This window comes from Neoroseomonas terrae (assembly GCF_018129025.1).
Classification (GTDB): domain Bacteria; phylum Pseudomonadota; class Alphaproteobacteria; order Acetobacterales; family Acetobacteraceae; genus Neoroseomonas; species Neoroseomonas terrae.
The window spans coordinates 145,851-161,957 of sequence record NZ_JAAEDI010000013.1; the positions used below are offsets into that span (position 1 = coordinate 145,851).

Annotated in this window: 16 protein-coding genes and 1 pseudogene; 11 read left to right on the plus strand and 6 right to left on the minus strand. The window is 69.5% G+C overall.

Going from position 1 to position 16,107, the window contains the following annotated elements:
- Positions 1-95: 95 nt before the first annotated feature.
- Both GXW78_RS13625 and GXW78_RS13630 read left to right on the plus strand, forming a co-directional pair.
- Positions 96-953, plus strand: a complete 858-nt coding sequence (locus tag GXW78_RS13625) for a LysR family transcriptional regulator (RefSeq protein WP_211869363.1) — start codon at positions 96-98, stop codon at positions 951-953.
- A 34-nt stretch (positions 954-987) separates the two neighbouring features.
- Complete coding sequence (locus GXW78_RS13630; RefSeq protein WP_211869364.1) at positions 988-1,611, plus strand: hypothetical protein; 624 nt, start codon at positions 988-990, stop codon at positions 1,609-1,611.
- 37 nt (positions 1,612-1,648) lie between these two features.
- Here the strand turns inward: GXW78_RS13630 and GXW78_RS13635 are convergent, their stop codons facing one another.
- Positions 1,649-2,614 carry a tripartite tricarboxylate transporter substrate binding protein gene (locus tag GXW78_RS13635; RefSeq protein ID WP_211869365.1) on the minus strand — a complete coding sequence of 322 codons (966 nt, stop codon included), beginning with the start codon at positions 2,612-2,614 and terminating at the stop codon, positions 1,649-1,651.
- Complete coding sequence (locus GXW78_RS13640; protein ID WP_211869366.1) at positions 2,611-3,624, minus strand: NAD-dependent epimerase/dehydratase family protein; 1,014 nt, start codon at positions 3,622-3,624, stop codon at positions 2,611-2,613. The genes GXW78_RS13635 and GXW78_RS13640 overlap by 4 nt, the downstream gene beginning before the upstream one ends.
- A gap of 204 nt (positions 3,625-3,828) precedes the next feature.
- Here GXW78_RS13640 and GXW78_RS13645 point away from each other — a divergent pair, with 204 nt between their 5' ends.
- Entirely contained in the window at positions 3,829-4,218 is a 390-nt protein-coding gene (locus tag GXW78_RS13645; RefSeq protein WP_211869367.1) for a VOC family protein, read from the plus strand.
- 32 nt (positions 4,219-4,250) lie between these two features.
- Here the strand turns inward: GXW78_RS13645 and GXW78_RS13650 are convergent, their stop codons facing one another.
- Together GXW78_RS13650 and GXW78_RS13655 are read right to left on the minus strand one after the other, a co-directional pair.
- Positions 4,251-4,826: a hypothetical protein gene (locus tag GXW78_RS13650; protein ID WP_211869368.1), complete on the minus strand. Its 576-nt coding sequence runs from the start codon at positions 4,824-4,826 to the stop codon at positions 4,251-4,253.
- Positions 4,827-5,203: 377 nt separating this feature from the next.
- A pseudogene (locus tag GXW78_RS13655) lies at positions 5,204-5,842 on the minus strand (TerC family protein); the annotation flags it as partial.
- A gap of 176 nt (positions 5,843-6,018) precedes the next feature.
- On the opposite strand from GXW78_RS13655, the gene purB reads away from it, so the two are divergent.
- From purB to GXW78_RS13670, 3 genes are all read left to right on the plus strand, one after another.
- Positions 6,019-7,356, plus strand: a complete 1,338-nt coding sequence (gene purB, locus GXW78_RS13660) for an adenylosuccinate lyase (protein ID WP_211869370.1) — start codon at positions 6,019-6,021, stop codon at positions 7,354-7,356.
- 156 nt (positions 7,357-7,512) lie between these two features.
- A complete protein-coding gene (locus GXW78_RS13665) occupies positions 7,513-7,821 on the plus strand; it encodes a hypothetical protein (RefSeq protein ID WP_211869371.1) in 309 nt (102 codons plus the stop codon).
- A gap of 90 nt (positions 7,822-7,911) precedes the next feature.
- Complete coding sequence (locus tag GXW78_RS13670; protein ID WP_211869372.1) at positions 7,912-8,661, plus strand: NRDE family protein; 750 nt, start codon at positions 7,912-7,914, stop codon at positions 8,659-8,661.
- Positions 8,662-8,842: 181 nt separating this feature from the next.
- Here GXW78_RS13670 and GXW78_RS13675 read toward each other — a convergent pair whose 3' ends face one another.
- Positions 8,843-10,900 carry a prolyl oligopeptidase family serine peptidase gene (locus GXW78_RS13675; protein WP_211869373.1) on the minus strand — a complete coding sequence of 686 codons (2,058 nt, stop codon included), beginning with the start codon at positions 10,898-10,900 and terminating at the stop codon, positions 8,843-8,845.
- A gap of 229 nt (positions 10,901-11,129) precedes the next feature.
- On the minus strand, positions 11,130-12,629 hold the full coding sequence (locus GXW78_RS13680) for a tripartite tricarboxylate transporter permease (protein WP_211869374.1): 1,500 nt from the start codon (positions 12,627-12,629) through the stop codon (positions 11,130-11,132).
- A gap of 375 nt (positions 12,630-13,004) precedes the next feature.
- Between GXW78_RS13680 and GXW78_RS13685 the strand changes: the two genes are divergently transcribed.
- The 5 genes from GXW78_RS13685 (at position 13,005) to purQ (ending at position 16,049) form a co-directional block, all read left to right on the plus strand.
- Positions 13,005-13,874, plus strand: a complete 870-nt coding sequence (locus GXW78_RS13685) for a LysR family transcriptional regulator (RefSeq protein WP_211869375.1) — start codon at positions 13,005-13,007, stop codon at positions 13,872-13,874.
- A 174-nt stretch (positions 13,875-14,048) separates the two neighbouring features.
- Positions 14,049-14,813 (plus strand): phosphoribosylaminoimidazolesuccinocarboxamide synthase, encoded by a 765-nt coding sequence (gene purC / locus GXW78_RS13690; RefSeq protein ID WP_211869376.1) that lies wholly within the window; start codon positions 14,049-14,051, stop codon positions 14,811-14,813.
- Between the two features lie 64 nt (positions 14,814-14,877).
- The gene (purS, locus tag GXW78_RS13695) at positions 14,878-15,117 is read left to right on the plus strand and encodes a phosphoribosylformylglycinamidine synthase subunit PurS (RefSeq protein WP_211869377.1); all 240 of its coding nucleotides are present in this window, start codon (positions 14,878-14,880) and stop codon (positions 15,115-15,117) included.
- A gap of 1 nt (position 15,118) precedes the next feature.
- The gene (locus GXW78_RS13700) at positions 15,119-15,337 is read left to right on the plus strand and encodes a hypothetical protein (RefSeq protein WP_211869378.1); all 219 of its coding nucleotides are present in this window, start codon (positions 15,119-15,121) and stop codon (positions 15,335-15,337) included.
- 16 nt (positions 15,338-15,353) lie between these two features.
- On the plus strand, positions 15,354-16,049 hold the full coding sequence (gene purQ, locus GXW78_RS13705) for a phosphoribosylformylglycinamidine synthase subunit PurQ (RefSeq protein WP_211869379.1): 696 nt from the start codon (positions 15,354-15,356) through the stop codon (positions 16,047-16,049).
- Positions 16,050-16,107: the final 58 nt, after the last annotated feature.

The window sequence follows — 16,107 nt, forward strand, 5'->3', positions numbered from 1 at the left end:
CCCCGCCACGACAGGCCGGACCCCCACGCGGGTCCGGCCTTTTCATTGGCATCCCTCATTGACGCCGCGTCGCGCATGATGGTTCCTCATCGCCCATGCGCGTGCCCGATCTCGATCTCGACCTGTTGCGCGGTTTCGTAACCGTCGCCGAGCGCGGCGGCTTCACCGCCGCCGGCAGCGCGCTCGGCCTGACGCAATCGGCCATCAGCCTGAAGGTGAAGCGGCTCGAGGACATCCTCGGCAAGCGCGTGCTCGACCGCGGCGGCCGCGGCGTGGCCCTCACCCGCGACGGTGAGACCCTCCTCGCCTATGCCCGCCGCATCCTGGCCCTGAACGACGAGGCGGTGCGGCGGATGGTCGCCCCGCCGGTCGAAGGCCGCCTCCGCCTCGGCGTCGCCGACCATTTCATCCCGCGCAACCTCGCCCCCGTCCTCGCCCGCTTCGCCCAGACCTATCCCGAGGTACGCCTGGAAGTCGAAGTCGGCCGCAGCCACGACCTTCGCGCCGCCATGGCCGACGGGGCGCTCGACCTCGTCCTCGGCAAGCGCCGCGACGGCGAGACCGAAGGCCGCCCGATCTTCACCGAGACCATCGTCTGGGTCGCCGCCCCCGGCTGGGAACCGCCCGCCGACCGACCGCTGCCGATCGCCATGCTCCCGCAGGGCTGCATGTTCCGCGACCGGGCGCTCGCCGCCCTCGCCCGCGCGGGAATGGCCTTCGAGGTGGTCTTCACCTCGGCCTCCCTCCCCGGCGTGGCCGCCGCGGCCCAGGCGGGCTTTGCGACGACCGTGCTCGGCCGCGCCGGCCTGCCGCCGGGCCTCGTGGAACTGCCCGCCCTGCCCGGCTGCGGCACCGCCGAGATGTGCCTGTTCGGGGACGCCGAAGGCCGCTCTGCCCTCGTCGAGCCGCTGGTCGGCATCATCCGCGCCAGCCTTGACGCGACCGCCAACTGACGCACGATCCGCCTCCGTTCCGGAGGACCCGCGCGTGCCAGGCTTCGCCACCAACATCGTCCTGCTCAGCGAGTACGAATACGGCTACTCGCCGACGCGGATCGGATTCCCCAGCATCAGCGCCTGCCGCGCCATTCTCTACCAGACCACTACCGGCCTGTTCGGCTTCCACCAGGCGACCGGCTACGGCCCGACCAAGATCGACCGCGACGCCGACAAGTTCGCCCGCTTCGTCACCGGCCACCGCGGCGGCGCCGGCACCGGGCTGAACCTCTATGTCGGTGCCAAGATCGGCGCCGGCTCGACCTACTCGCAGGGCCTGCCCGGCCTGCAGGAAATGGTCGCCGAGATCGGCGCCATCGCCCGCGCGCTCCGCTTCGACGGCCCGGCGCGCCTCTACGACCTGTCCTACAACACGCCCGGCGCGCAGGGCGTCTACATCGAGTTCGACGCGCGCACCGACAGTTGCGACGTGCTCATCAACAACTGGGTCGACCACCACGACGACACCCACAAGGGCGCGCCGCACGGCAACCCCGGCGACCACCTGTACTGCCACGCCAGCAAGACGGACTTCACCACGCCAGCGCGCGTGTTCCTCCAGGCCGACACCACCGGGCAGCACCAGGTGGAACCGATCCCGATTCCGCTCGCCTGACGGCGCCGGAGAGGGGCCGCGCCCCTCTCCCGTCACCTCACCGCTGCGCCCAGGGCGTCCGCTGCCACAGCGTCTGATAGCCTTCCTGCAGCCCACGCAGCCGGGTGAACCACGCCTCGCCATCCTCGAAGCTCGGCTCGGTGAAGCGCGTCTGCAGCACCCGCACGAATTCCGGGTCCTTCACCACATCCGCCATCGCCTCGCGCAGCTTCGCCAGCACCGCCGGCGGTGTCGCCGCCGGCGCCACCACGCCGCGCTCGGACCCCATCACGACATCGATGCCAAGTTCCTTCAGCGTCGGCACCTCCGGCCTGAATCGGCTGCGCGTCGCCCCAGCCATCGCCACTGTCCGCAGCTTGTCCGGCTGCGCCGTGACGGGCCCGAGGTTCAGCCCCAGCACATCCACCTGCTTGCCGAGGATGGCGGTGATGAGCTGCGGGTCGCCCTGGAACACCACATGGGTGAAGCTCGTGCCCGTCTGCTGCTGCATCAGCACCAGCATCAGGTGATCATCCGTGCCGATGCCGGTGGACGCGAAGGTCAGCCGGTCCGGCTGCGCTTTCGCCGCGGTCAGGATGTCCTGGATCGACCGGTACGGGCTGTCCTCATGCACGGTGATCGCGTTCGGGTCGGTCACGACATTCGCGACGCCCGCGAAATCCTCGAGCTTGAACTGCGCCCGCCGCTCGATCGGAATCGTCAGCAAGCCCGGCATGTTCGTCGTGCCGAGCATGTGCCCATCCGGCCGCGACCGCGCGACGGAAGCGAGCGCGACCTCGCCGCCCGCGCCCGGCCGGTTCACCACCACGACGGACCCGCCGATGCGCCGTTCCAGCAACATCGCGACGGCCCTCGCATCGAGGTCCGTCGCCCCGCCCGCCGTGAACCCGACGACGAGTTCCACGGGCCGGTCCGGATATCTGTTCGTCTGCGCCAGCGCGGGCGCGATGCCGGGCGCTGCAAGTCCGGCGGCGATCAGGCCGCGGCGGCTGATGGTGGTCATGACGTCTTCCCCTCGTTGCTGTCGATCCACGCCATCAGGCGCTGCAGCCCTTCTTCCATCTGGACTTCCGGCTTCCAGCCGATCGCCTTGAAGGCTTCCTCATGCGCGATGCGGAACGCCCCACCCGACGTCAGCCGCACCTTGCCCGGCGTGTCGCCGACGAATTCCGGCTCGACCGACGATCCGGCGAGCTTCGTGACCATTTTCACGAGTTCCAGCGTCGTCACCGGCTTGGGTCCAGAAGTATTCACGGCGACATCCGTCGCCGCCGATTCAAACGCCATGCGGTTGGCGCGCGCGAGGTCGCCGACATAGACGAAGTGCTTCGTCTCCGACCCGTCACCATAAACCTGCGGGCGCTCGCCCTTCTTCACCTTGTCCCAGGTCTCGATGATGTAGAGCGCGTTCGCTGCGCGGTAGTGCTGCCGCTCCCCGTACACGGTCGAATACCGCAGCACGACGTAGTCCAGCCCGAAGCGCCGCTTCGCATCGCGGCAGAGCTGCTCGCCGATGATCTTGGTCGCGCCGTACAGGATCGCGGCCGGCGGCGCGCCGACGGAGAAGAACGGCGTCTCCTCCACCAGGTCCCCCTTCACCCCGGGCCCGTAGCCGTACACGGCGTTGGACGACGCGAAGACGACCTTCTTCACCCTGTTCGCCCGCGCCGCCTCCAGCGCGTTCTGCACGCCGCGGACATTCACATCCAACCCGCCCCACGGGTCGTTGTTCATGTTCAGCGTCATGTAGGCGGCGAGCAGCAGCGCCCCGTCGCAGCCCTCCATCGCGCGCAGCAGGTCCGGCAGCCGCATCACGTCCCCGCGCACGAGGCGGAGCCGCGGATTGTCGCGGATATGCGCGATCGCCTGTTCCGACCCCATCGAGAAATTGTCGAACAGCACGACTTCCGACGCACCGGCGTCGAGCAGCTCGGCCGCGGTCGCGGACCCCACGAGGCTGGCCCCGCCCACGATGATGAAACGATGGCCCTTGATGGGCACGGCAGCAGTCATGAGCCTGGCGATCCTTCCCGATGTTCTGATGGCCGGGATGATTGCGCGGGGCCGCCCCGGTGCCTAGAGCAGATAGCGTCCGGATCGGGTCATCCGGACGCGCAGGATGCCCCGCGGAAGCGACCGCCCTGGCACACCCCTTCAACGCGCCGACGAACGCGGCATGCCGCGGTGTCACGCCGCACCACCGGGAAGGAAAAGCCGATGAAGATCTACGTCACCAGCGTCTTCGTTGACGACCAGGCGAAAGCCCTGGACTTCTACACACGCAGGCTCGGCTTCAGGCTGAAGAACGATATTCCCGCCGGCGACTATCGCTGGCTGACCGTCGTCTCCCCCGAAGACCCGGACGGCACCGAGCTGCTGCTCGAACCCAGCGCCCATCCGGCGGTCGGCCCCTACAAGGCGGCGCTGGTCGCAGACGGCATCCCCGCCGCGTCCTTCAGGGTCGAGGACCTCGATGCCGATCACGCAAGGCTGGTATCGGACGGCGTGCGCTTCGCCGCGCCCCCGACGGATGCCGGTCCGGTCCGCATGGCCATCCTCGATGATACCTGCGGCAACCTGATCCAACTCATCCAGATGAAGGCCTGACCCGCGGAGGACCGGCGTGCGGGGCGCGAAGACTACCCCCCGCGCACCGCGCCGATCGCCGCGACCGCGAACGCGTTGGCATCCGCCGGCCGGGGGCGGCTGTCGGCCATCGTCACTTGGATCTTCACGAAGCGCCCCGCCGCCCCGCCGACGCAGACCTGCCGCATCACCGGGGCGCGGCCGAAGGCGCCCGTCATCACGGCGCAGCGCAACCCCGCGTCGGGCAGCGTCATCCTCTCGCGCTCCGCGAGCCGGCGCCCCGTGCGCCCCTGCGGCGCCTCCGACAATTCGGCAACGGCGGCCGTCAATTCCCGATCGATCGCCGGCGCGGCAGGATCGGCCGGCGCCCGCTCACCAGCCCCGTCGTACACGAGCACCGTGCCGACGGCGCTTCGGCTCGGCGTCGCGTAGTCCAGCGATAGCGACGGCCCCGGCCGCTCGGCCGTCTCGCCCAGCACGAAGCCGGCCAACTCCTGCGGCATCCGTTCGGCGATGGTGCGCAGGGCCGGTGCCTGCGCCTGCTCCATCATGGCGCAACCCGCCGCGGCGACCAGCACGCCGGCGGCGATGCCGCGGCAGCCTCTACGGCCGATGTCAGCCCAGTTCATGATGCCCCCTCCAGTCATGGCCGCGCCCGCCGCTGCGCCGTAGCGCAGAAAGGCAGCCGATTCCGGCCAAACCGTGACAGTTTCAGCGGCCGGATCGCTCGCCGCGATCCGACCGCTCATCCTGTCACGCCATGGCGGGCGGCCCTGTGGGGACCGGGACGGCCCCCCGCGGGCCGTGCCCGCCCACCTTCCGGCCGTCAGGCCGTGTCGTTGCGCCGCGAGGCGTCGCGGATCGCGCCCGCCACCAGCGTGATGATCGTCGTGTAGACGACCATCTGCATCACCGTGGCACCCACCCAGAACCACACCGAGAAGGCCCCGGCCACCGCCGGCGCCAGGAAGCCGAGCGGCAGGAACAGGTAGGCATAGGCCTCCGGCACCTCGGTCGCGATCTCATGCGTGCCCTGGTAGATCATGTCGCCGGCCACGTAGAGGATGACGAGCAGGCCGACCCAGGCGATCCAGCGGTGCTTGTGCAGCAGGTTCGCGATCAGCGTCGCCGCCACGCCCATCAGCACGACCGAGAAGGCGAGGCCGATGATCAGGATGTAGGGGTGATCCTTCGCCGCGCCGGCCACCGCCAGCACGTTGTCGAGGCTCATCGACACGTCGGCGACCAGGATCTGGATGATCGCCTGTCGTAGCGTTTTCTTCGGTGCGCCAGGGGTCGCCCCGCCCTCGATCGCGCTAACGCCCTCATGCTGCTCGGTGGTGTCGTCATGCCCACCATGGCCGTCCCGCAACTCGCGGTACATCTTCCAGCAGACCCACAGCAGCAGCACGCCACCGGCGAAGACGATGCCGACGATGGACAGCAGCTGAACCGTGATGGACGCGAAGCCGATACGCATCAGCGTCGCGGCGATGATGCCCCAGAAGATCGCCTTCCTGCGCTGTTCGGGCGGCAGGCCCGCCGCGGCCATGCCGACGACGATGGCGTTGTCGCCCGCAAGGACGATATCGATGAACAACACCATGGCGAGTGGCTGAAGCCACTCGGGCAGCATTTCCAACATCGTACGATGGCCCCAGAGATGTGTTGAGAAGGACGTTGCCTGAATGTAACCCGGACGCAGATACCGGGGCGCCCTTCCGGCCGCAACCCCGAATGGCGGTCCTGCGGCGCGCGCGCTTGCGCCCCGGCGCCCCTCGCGCCAAACCCCGCCTCGATCACGTTCCCGGAGCCCGCCCCATGGTGCCGCGCTATTCCCGTCCGCAAATGGAAGCCATCTGGTCCCCTGCCGAGCGGTACCGCATCTGGTTCGAGATCGAGGCCCTGGCCGCCGAGGCGATGGCCGGCCTCGGCACCATCCCCGCCGAGGCCGCGAAGGCCATCCGCGACAAGGGCGGCCCTCGCGCCGCCGCGATCGGTGAAGCCGAGGTCGCGCGCATCGACGAGATCGAGCGCGTCACCCGCCACGACGTCATCGCCTTCCTGACCTTCATGTCGGAGGGCATCGGCCCCGAGGCGCGCTTCATGCACCAGGGCATGACGAGTTCCGACGTGCTCGACACCTGCCTCGCGGTGCAGATGACGCGCGCGGCGGACCTGCTGGTCGCGGACCTGGACGCGCTGCTCGCCGCGCTGAAGGCGCGCGCGATGGAGCACAAGCTCACGCCGACCATCGGTCGCAGCCATGGCATCCATGCCGAGCCCTCCACCTTCGGGCTGAAGCTCGCCGGACACTACGCCGAATTCGCCCGCGGCCGCGCACGACTTGTTGCGGCGCGCGCCGAGATCGCGACCTGCGCCATCTCGGGCCCGGTCGGCACCTTTGCCTCCGTCGACCCGCGCGTCGAGGAGTTCGTCGCCGGCAGGCTCGGCCTCGCGGTCGAGCCGGTCAGCACCCAGGTCATCCCCCGCGACCGCCACGCCGCCTTCTTCTGCGCGCTGGCCGTGGTCGCCTCGGGCATCGAGCGCCTCGCGACCGAGGTGCGCCACCTGCAGCGTTCGGAAGTCCGGGAAGCGGAGGAATACTTCCACCCCGGCCAGAAGGGCTCCTCCGCGATGCCCCACAAGCGCAACCCGGTGCTGAGCGAGAACCTGACCGGCCTCGCCCGCCTGGTCCGCGGCTACGCCACGCCGGCGCTCGAGAACGTCGCGCTGTGGCACGAACGCGACATCAGCCATTCCTCGGTCGAGCGCGTCATCGCGCCCGACGCGACCATCGCGCTCGACTTCGCCCTCGCCCGCCTCACGGGGATGATGGAGAAGCTCACCATCTACCCGCAGCGCATGGCGGCGAACCTCGAATCGCTCGGCGGGGTGGTGCACAGCCAGAAGGTGCTGCTGGCGCTGACCCAGGCGGGCATGAGCCGGGAAGACTCCTACGCCGCCGTGCAGCGCGCGGCGATGGCGACCTGGGAAGCACTCGGCACGCCGGGCGGGCGCGACTTCCGCGCGAACCTCATCGCCGACCCCACCGTCTCCGCGGTGTTGAGTGCCGCCGCGCTGGAGACGGCGATCGACCCGGCGCGAGACTTCGCCCATGTGGACACGGTCTTCCGGCGCGTCTTCGGCGAAGCCTGAGTGCCAGCCCTGAGATCCGGCACGCCGCATGGCGCCGCGCCGGAACGCCCATGAAATCGCTTCCTCGTGAAGTCACTGAGGAAAAACAAAGGCAAGACGGCCCTCTTTCAGACAAGGACGCACGTTACGAAGGAGCATGACTGAAGGAGGTTGGCCATGCGCCTGACCCGCATCATCGGAGCCCTCGCCCTGGCTGCCGGCGCCGCACTGGTGGTCGTACCGACCGAGGCCTCGGCCGGCGACGGTTGGCGCGGCCGCGGCCACGGCCACCACGGTCATCCCGGCCGTGGCTGGGGCCCGCCGCCCCGGTACTATGCGCCGCGGCCGCGCTACTACGCACCGCCGCCCCGGGTGGTCTATGCCCCGCCGCCGCGCGTGTATTACGCGCCGCCGCCGCCTGTGTATTACGCGCCACCGCCGGCCTATTACGGCCCGCCCGGCGTCTCGCTGAACTTCCGCTTCTGATCCGGTCCGGCCGCGCCTCGGGCGCGGCCGCCGCACAGCTCCGCGCTGCGGCCCATTGCCGCCGCGCCGCCGTCACAGCAGCCTGCCGGCATGTGCACCGTCATCGCCCTGCGCCGGCCCGGCCACTCCTGGCCCCTGCTGATTGCCGCCAATCGCGACGAACGCCTGGATCGCGCCTGGGACCCGCCCGCCACTTGGTGGCCGGAGCATCCGGCGACCGTCGGCGGCCGCGACCGGTCGGCCGGCGGCACCTGGATGGCGCTCGGCCGAGGCGGGGTCCTGGCGGCGGTGCTGAACCGGCCCGGCAGCCTCGGCCCGGCGGCCGGCAAGCGCTCCCGCGGCGAGTTGCCCCTCATCGCGGCCGCGGCGGAAACCGCGGAGGCAGCCGCCGCCGCCATCCTTTCCCTGAATGCCGGTGCTTGGCGGCCCTTCAACATGGTGATCGCCGATTCGCGCCTCGCCGTCTTCATCCGCGGCCTGGGCGAAGGCCCGCCGGAGGCAACGACGCTGCCCGAAGGGTTGTCCATGGTGACGGCCCACGACCCCAACGATCCGACCAGCCCCCGCACCCGCCGCCACCTCCCCCGCTTCCGCGCCACGCCACCGCCCGATCCTGGCACGGGGGATTGGTCGGCGTGGGAGGCGCTGCTGAGCGACAGCCGATTCGACCCCGCGATCGGCCCGGCCGAGACGCTCAACGTCCCGCCGACCAACGGCTTCGGCACGGTCTGCGCCAGCCTGCTCGCCTTCGGGGCGGACGGCATGCGGCACTGGCGCTTCTGCCCCGCCGCGCCCGGCACCGCGCCCTTCGCGGCCTTGGACCTGCCGGCCGGCCGCTGAAGACCGAATGCGGAGCCGGAACAGGACGGCTCCCGTGCCCGTTCCCTCACCGCGAAGCAGCGGCAAGGCACTGCGTACAAAGCCTCAGACTGCTTTCGCACCACGCTTCCGCGCAGCATCGTGGCGCGGTGACGGTCGGAGAAAGCCCCCCTCCGACTTTCCGTCGCACGACCTTCGCGCCCTACCCCACCGCCAACCCAGTCCACCGCGCCGCGAACGCCCACATATCCGCATGCAGCGCGATCGCCTTGTCGAGCGGCATCCCGCCGCCATGCCCGGCGCGGGTTTCGATGCGCGCCAGCCGCGGCCTGCGCCCTAGATCCACCGCCTGCAGCGCCGCCACGTATTTGAAGCTATGCGCCGGCACCACGCGGTCATCGGCATCTGCCGTGGTCACGAGGATCGCCGGATAGTCCCGCCCCGGCCGGATGGCGTGATACGGCGAGTAGCCGAGCAGGTTGGCGAAGTGGGCCTCCTCCGCCGGGCTGCCGAACTCCGGCATCCACAGCACGCCCCCGGTGAATTGGTCGTAGCGCAGCATGTCCATCACGCCGACGCCGGGCAGCGCCGCGTTGAACAGGTCCGGCCGCTGGTTCGTCACGGCGCCGACCAGCAGCCCGCCCCCCGACTCACCCTGGATCGCCAGCCCATCCGGCGGGGTGATGCCCTCAGCCTTCAGGAACTCGGCGGCCGCGATGAAATCATCGAAGGCGTTCTGCCGCATCTCGCGCCGCCCGGCGCGATGCCAGGCCCGGCCGTACTCGCCACCGCCACGGATGTTGGCCACCGCCAACACCCCGCCCTGCTCGACCCAGGCGATCTGCAACGGGTTGTAGACTGGGATCAGGCTGATCCCGAACCCGCCATAGCCATACAGCAGGGTGGGCGCCGCCCCCGTCACGTCGCGCCGGCGAACCAGGAACAACGGCACCTTCGTCCCGTCCTTCGAGGAATAGAAGCGCTGCTCCACGACGATCGCGCCGAGGTCGATCGGCACCACGGGCTCGGCCCAGGGCTCGGCCCGGTTGGCCGCGACCTCATAGCGGTAGACCGTGGTCGGCCGGTCATAGCTGGTGAAGACGAAGAACGCCTCATTCTCCGCCGGATGCCCGCGCAGCCCGCCGGCGGTGCCGATGCCCGGCAACGTCACGACCCCATCCGGCCGGCCATCCATGCGGAAGCGGCGGACCTCCGTCTTCACATCCACCAGGTAGCCGACCAGCAGCCGCCCGCCGAGGATCGCCGCATCGTTGACCACGGCCTGGCCCGCGGCCTCCGGCACGATCTCGACCGGCGTCGGCTCTGCCTCCGCCATGTCGAGCGACACCACCCGGCGGCGTTCCGCGCCCTCAGTCGTCAGCAGGACCAGCCTGGTTCCGACATTCCCGAGCACCAGCCACTCGGCCTCCATGCCGGCGACGACGGTGCGGGGCGTCCAGTCCTCCGCCTCCAGATCCACGACGGCCAGCGCGCTCTCATTCGTGCCGGGCGTCGAGGAGATATGCAGGTAGCGCCCGGCATCGGCGCGGCCTGCGATGTTGAGCAGCGCGGGGCGATCCGGCGTGGCGAAGATCAGGCGATCCTCTTCCTGCGGCGTCCCGAGCCGATGGAAGCAGATCGCATGGTCGGCCGCGGGCGCATTCATCGCCTCCGGTTCCGGCCTCGGGTAGCGCGAATAGAAGAAACCGGACCCGTCCGGCGCCCAGGCGATCTGGGTGAACCGGGCCCATTCCACCCTGTCCTCCAACTCCCGCCCCGAATCGACATCGAGCACCCGTATGGTCCGCCAATCCGTCCCGCCGACCTGCACCCCGAAGGCCAGCAGGCGCCCGTCATCCGACGCGCTCCATTCGCCCAGCGCATCGGCGCTGTCGTCGGACCAGGCATTCGGGTCGATCAACAGCCGGTCCAGGCCCTCACTGCCCTCCCGGACAAACAGCGAGGGCTGGTTCGCTCGCCCGCGGTTCAGCGTGAAGAAGTACCGCCCACCCCGCTTCACCGGCGCCGTGTACCGCTCGTAATCGAGCAGCGCAGCCATCCGCTCGCGAAAGACGTCCCGCCCCGGCAGCGCCTCCAGATAGGCCGCGCTCACCGCATTCTGCGCCTCGATCCACGCGAGGATCCGCGGATCGCTCCCCGCATCCCCCTCCAGCCAGCGATAGGGATCGGTGACCGTGCGGCCGAAACGCTCCTCGATCACGTCGATACGTGCCGTCTCGGGGTAGTGCATGTCCGGCATGGGGACCTTTCCGTGAGCGATGGGCCGGTGGAACCGGCCGCCTAGCTCACATGGAAGGGCATGCAACGTCGGCCAAGGCCCGTGGGATGCCGGCCGGGCGTCACAATGGCGCTGGCAGCGCTGCCGTCAGGGCGGGCTTGAACCGCCCGGTACCTATGTAAGGGGGCGGCCAAGGCCGCCCCCCGTTCCAGCCGCCTAGGACGACTGCGCGCTCGCGGAACCCGCCCCGCTACCCGCCCTCCGCGACCGCCACCGTCTTGCCGCGTCTGATCGCGGGGCTCGCCATCAGCAGCAGGGCGATCGCCGCGAGCGCCAGCAGGCTCGCGCTGATCGGCCGTTCGAGGAATGTCATCGGGTCGCCACGCGACAGCAGCATGGCGCGTCGGAGATGCTCCTCCATCATCGGCCCCAGCACGAAGCCGAGCAGCATGGGCGCGGGCTCGAACGCCAGCTTCGACAGCAGGTATCCGAGCGCCCCGAATGCCGCGACGGCGTAGACATCGAAGACGTTGTTGTTGATGCTGTAAGCGCCGATCACGCAGAAGATCATGATCGACGGGTACATGAAGCGGTACGGCACCTGCAGCAGCTTCACCCAGACGCCGATCATCGGCAGGTTGATCACCAGCAGCATCAGATTGCCGATCCACATCGAGGCGATGAGGCCCCAGAACAGTTCAGGCTGTGCCGTGACCATGCGCGGACCAGGCTGGATGCCCTGGATGATCAGGGCGCCAACCATCAGCGCCATGACGGAATTCGACGGGATGCCGAGCGTCAGCAAAGGGATGAACGCGGTCTGCGCGCCGGCGTTGTTGGCGCTCTCGGGCCCTGCCAGCCCCTCGATCGCGCCATTGCCGAACTTCTCCGGTCGCCGTGTCAGGCGCCGCTCCAGCATGTAGGACCCGAAGGAGGAGAGCGCCGCCCCGCCCCCCGGCAGGATGCCGAGCATGCTGCCGAGGGCGGTACCGCGCAGGCTCGCCGGGATCGCGTAGCGCCATTCCTCCTTCGTCAGCCAGAGCGAGCCGCGCACCGGAACGGTGCCGCTGCGCATCTCCGGCTTCTCGAGGTTCAGGATGATCTCGGCGATGCCGAACAGGCCCATGGCGAGCGCCACGAAGTTTAGCCCATCCGAGAGTTCCGGCACCCCGAAGGTGAAGCGCTGCTGCCCGGTCTGCACATCCGTACCGACCATGCCGAGGCAGACGCCCATCACCACCATGGCGATCGCCTTCAGCACGCTCCCGCGGGCGAGCACGCAGGCGACGACGAGGCCGAGCAGCATGAGCGAGAAATAGTCGGGCGGCCCGAAGGACAGCGCGACCGAGGTCAGCGCCGGCCCCGAGGCGGCGACCACGATGGTCGCGACGCTGCCGGCGAAGAACGAACCGAGGGCCGCCGCCGCCAGGGCGGCGCCGGCACGGCCGTTCTTCGCCATCTTGTGCCCCTCGATCGCGGTGACCACCGCCGAAACCTCGCCGGGCAGGTTCAGCAGGATCGCCGTGGTCGAGCCGCCATATTGCGACCCGTAGTAGATGCCCGCGAGCATGATGATGGCCGTGGTCGGCTCGATCCCGAAGGTCAGCGGCAGCAGCAGGGAGATGGTGGCGGTCGGGCCGAGGCCCGGCAGCACGCCGATGGCCGTGCCGATCAGCGCGCCAAGGAAGGCGAAGGTCAGGTTGTTGAGGCTCAGGGCGACATCGAAGCCGAGCGCCAGGTTTTCGAGCATGCGAACGCTTTCCCGGTTGCAGGTCGACGCCCGCGAATCCACGCCTTGTCCCGCAGCATCTGCGGGCGGATTCGAGATAAGGACGGGTAGCCTGTCGCCTGTTGTTGCTTGTCGGTCAGTAACCATGCGGGCATGGGCAGCCCATCAGCTCACCTGTTCGTGACTGTTCTCCGCAATTCCCGGCTTGTGCACCGCGTCGGAACAATTGCCGGCGCGATGCCCCGGCATTCATTCGTCACGGCTTGCGGCACCTCCCTCTTTGTCCTGACGGAGGGCGCCACATTACTGGGATGCAAGCTGCCTGATGGATTAACCGCATTCAATCGAATATGTTTGCTGTTTCAATGCATATTCTCTGCATTAAAAGGCGCTCATATGGACATCGAGCTCGTCCGCACCTTCCTTGCCATCGTCGCCGCCGGCAGCTTCGTGCGCGCGGCCGACCGCCTCAACGTCAGCCAGACCGCCGTCAGCGCCCGCATCCGCACGCTCGAGGCCCAGCTCCGCCGCCGCCTCTTCATCCGCAACAAGGGCGGCGCCAGCCTGACCTCCGCCGGCGAGCAGTTCCTCCGCCACGCCCCGTCTCTCGTCCAGCTCTGGGAACGCGCGCGGCAGGAAGTGGCGGTGCCGGAAAGCCGGCGCGCCGTCCTCAGCGTCGGCGCCGAGCACAGCCTGTGGGACCCGCTGCTGCTGCGCTGGCTGCTATGGCTCCGGCGCCACCAGCCGGATGTCGCGCTGCGCGCCCATGTCTTCCTGTCGGAACGGGTGCTGGACCAGGTCGCCGACGGCATCATCGACATCGGCATCGTCTATGCCGCCCGCCACCGCCCCGGCCTGCGCGTCGAGCTGCTGATGGAGGAACGCCTGGTCCTGGTCCGCGGCACCGCCGCCGGCATCGGCCGCGACGACTACGTGCAGGTGGATCGCGGCGACGAGTTGCTGTCCGGCAATGCCCCGGGGCAGCAGGAACCGAGCCTGGTGGTGGACCTCGGCCCGCTCGGCCTGGGCTACATCCTGGAAGCCGGCGGCACGGGGTACTTCCGGCTCAGCTCCGTGAAGCCGCATCTGCGGAGCGGCCGGCTCGAACTCGTTCCGAATGCGCCGGATTTCCTCTACCCCGCCTATGCGGTGTTCAATGAGGCCAGCAGCGATCCCTCTTTGGTCGCCTCGGCACTCGACGGCCTGCGGAAGATTGCGCGCGAGGAGGCCAGCCCGGTCCGCGCCCGCCGCGGCGGCCGGCCATGAAGGATCGCCGGCAGCAGCTTATCCGCCACAATCCCCCGCGCACGCCCGCACCCCGCCCGGCGCGGCCCTGCCCCGGCCCCAGAGCGGTGGCCCTCCCCCGATCCCGCTGCTATATCCCGCCGCTCCATCGCCACAGCCGCCCCTCGGCATGGCGACTGCAAGGATTCCCCCGCGATGGCGCGACGCCGACAGCTTTATGAGGGCAAGGCCAAGATCCTGTTCGAAGGCCCCGAACCCGGAACCCTGGTCCAGTACTTCAAGGACGACGCCACCGCAGGCAACGGCGCGAAGAAGGGTACTATCACCGGCAAGGGCGTCCTGAACAACCGCATCAGCGAATACCTGATGACGCGGCTGATCGAGATCGGCATCCCGACCCACTTCATCCGCCGCCTCAACATGCGCGAACAGCTTATCCGCGAAGTCGAGATCATCCCCCTCGAAGTCGTCGTCCGCAACGTCGCCGCCGGCTCGCTGGCGACGCGCCTCGGCATCACCGAGGGCCAGCGCCTGCCGCGCTCGATCATCGAGTACTACTACAAGAACGACGCGCTGAACGACCCGATGGTGGCCGAGGAGCACATCACCTGCTTCGGCTGGGCCGCCACCCAGGACCTCGACGACATCGTCGCCCTGACGCTGCGCGTGAACGATTTCCTCACCGGCCTGTTCCTCGGCGTCGGCATCACCCTCGTCGACTTCAAGCTGGAATTCGGCCGGCTGTGGGAGAATGACGAGATGCGCATCGTCCTCGCCGACGAGATCTCCCCCGACAATTGCCGCCTGTGGGATGCGAAGACCGGCGAGAAGATGGACAAGGACCGCTTCCGCCGCGACCTCGGCAAGGTCGAGGAAGGCTACCAGGAAGTCGCCCGCCGCCTCGGCATCCTGCCCGAGGCCGGCCCGCGCGACATGACCGGCCCGGAGCTAATGCAGTGACATCCGATCGTCGGAGTACGCAGCCGAAGGCGAGCACCAGAGACCTGAATGGGATGTCCCAGCCATGAAGGCCCGCGTCTATGTGATGCCGAAGGCCGGCGTCCTCGACCCGCAGGGCAAGGCGATCTCCCACGCCCTCGACGGCCTCGGCTTCGCCGGCGTCAACGACGTGCGCGCCGGCAAGGTCATCGAGCTCGACCTCGCCGAGACCGACCCCGCGAAGGCCAAGGCCGCCGCCGAGGACATGGCGCGCAAGCTGCTCGCCAACACGGTGATCGAATCCTTCCGGGTCGAGCTCGCCTGACATGATCCGCTTCAGCCTCTTCGCGATGGTGGCCCTCACCATCCTCATCGCGATGGGGCTGCGCTGGCGAGAACAGCGCGTCGCCGCCATGCCGCGGCTCGGCGTCGCCGGCCGCGCCAAGCGGACCGTGAACCGCTGGGTCACCGCCGCCGCGCTGGCCGCGGCCACCACCATGATCGTCCTCGGCGGCCTGCACTGGCTGCGCATCGCCATCGGCTGAACCGGAAGCCCCGCCCATGAAAGCCGCCATCGTCGTCTTCCCCGGCACCAACCGCGAACGCGACATGCGCATCGCGCTGAAGCGCGTGACCGGCCGCGACCCGCTGATGCTGTTCCATCGTGAGGAACTGCCGCGCGACCTCGACCTCGTCGTGCTGGCGGGCGGCTTCTCCTACGGCGACTATCTCCGCTGCGGCGCCATGGCCGCGCAATCGCCGATCATGAAGGACGTGAAGGCCTTCGCCGAGAAGGGCGGCCACATCCTCGGCGTCTGCAACGGCTTCCAGATCCTGATCGAGACGGGCCTCCTGCCCGGCGGCCTGCTCCGCAACGCGTCGCTGCGCTTCCTGTCGATGGACTGCCACATGCGCGTCGAGCGCGCCGGCACGCCCTTCACGTCGCGCTGGCAGAAGGGCGCGGTCTTCCGCAGCCCGATGGCCCATGGCGACGGCAACTACTTCGCCGATGACGCGACGCTCGACCGGCTGGAAGGCGAAGGCCTCGTCGCCTTCCGCTACACCGACGAAGCCGGCACCGTCACGGATGCCGCCAACCGCAACGGCTCCGCCCGCAACATCGCCGGCATCCTCTCCCCGAACCTCCGCATCTGCGGCCTGATGCCGCATCCGGAGGACCTGGTGGACCCGCTCATGGGCGGCACCGACGGCTTGCCGATGTTCGAAAGCCTGGCGGAAGCCTTCACCACCGCCTGACCAAACTCACCCGGCCCGATGCCCGGCATCGGGCCGCCAACGCAAGGCGCGGCCTGGG

Bases quoted from the DNA above. Each gene is read 5' to 3' on its own strand.
- GXW78_RS13625 (WP_211869363.1), top strand. From the start codon at position 96: ATGCGCGTGCCCGATCTCGATCTCGACCTGTTGCGCGGTTTCGTAACC.
- GXW78_RS13650 (WP_211869368.1), bottom strand. From the start codon at position 4,826: ATGAACTGGGCTGACATCGGCCGTAGAGGCTGCCGCGGCATCGCCGCC.
- GXW78_RS13670 (WP_211869372.1), top strand. From the start codon at position 7,912: ATGTGCACCGTCATCGCCCTGCGCCGGCCCGGCCACTCCTGGCCCCTG.
- purS (WP_211869377.1), top strand. From the start codon at position 14,878: ATGAAGGCCCGCGTCTATGTGATGCCGAAGGCCGGCGTCCTCGACCCG.
- GXW78_RS13680 (WP_211869374.1), bottom strand. From the start codon at position 12,629: ATGCTCGAAAACCTGGCGCTCGGCTTCGATGTCGCCCTGAGCCTCAAC.
- GXW78_RS13635 (WP_211869365.1), bottom strand. From the start codon at position 2,614: ATGACCACCATCAGCCGCCGCGGCCTGATCGCCGCCGGACTTGCAGCG.
- purC (WP_211869376.1), top strand. From the start codon at position 14,049: ATGGCGCGACGCCGACAGCTTTATGAGGGCAAGGCCAAGATCCTGTTC.
- GXW78_RS13645 (WP_211869367.1), top strand. From the start codon at position 3,829: ATGAAGATCTACGTCACCAGCGTCTTCGTTGACGACCAGGCGAAAGCC.
- GXW78_RS13685 (WP_211869375.1), top strand. From the start codon at position 13,005: ATGGACATCGAGCTCGTCCGCACCTTCCTTGCCATCGTCGCCGCCGGC.
- purQ (WP_211869379.1), top strand. From the start codon at position 15,354: ATGAAAGCCGCCATCGTCGTCTTCCCCGGCACCAACCGCGAACGCGAC.
- GXW78_RS13640 (WP_211869366.1), bottom strand. From the start codon at position 3,624: ATGACTGCTGCCGTGCCCATCAAGGGCCATCGTTTCATCATCGTGGGC.
- GXW78_RS13665 (WP_211869371.1), top strand. From the start codon at position 7,513: ATGCGCCTGACCCGCATCATCGGAGCCCTCGCCCTGGCTGCCGGCGCC.
- GXW78_RS13675 (WP_211869373.1), bottom strand. From the start codon at position 10,900: ATGCCGGACATGCACTACCCCGAGACGGCACGTATCGACGTGATCGAG.
- GXW78_RS13700 (WP_211869378.1), top strand. From the start codon at position 15,119: ATGATCCGCTTCAGCCTCTTCGCGATGGTGGCCCTCACCATCCTCATC.
- purB (WP_211869370.1), top strand. From the start codon at position 6,019: ATGGTGCCGCGCTATTCCCGTCCGCAAATGGAAGCCATCTGGTCCCCT.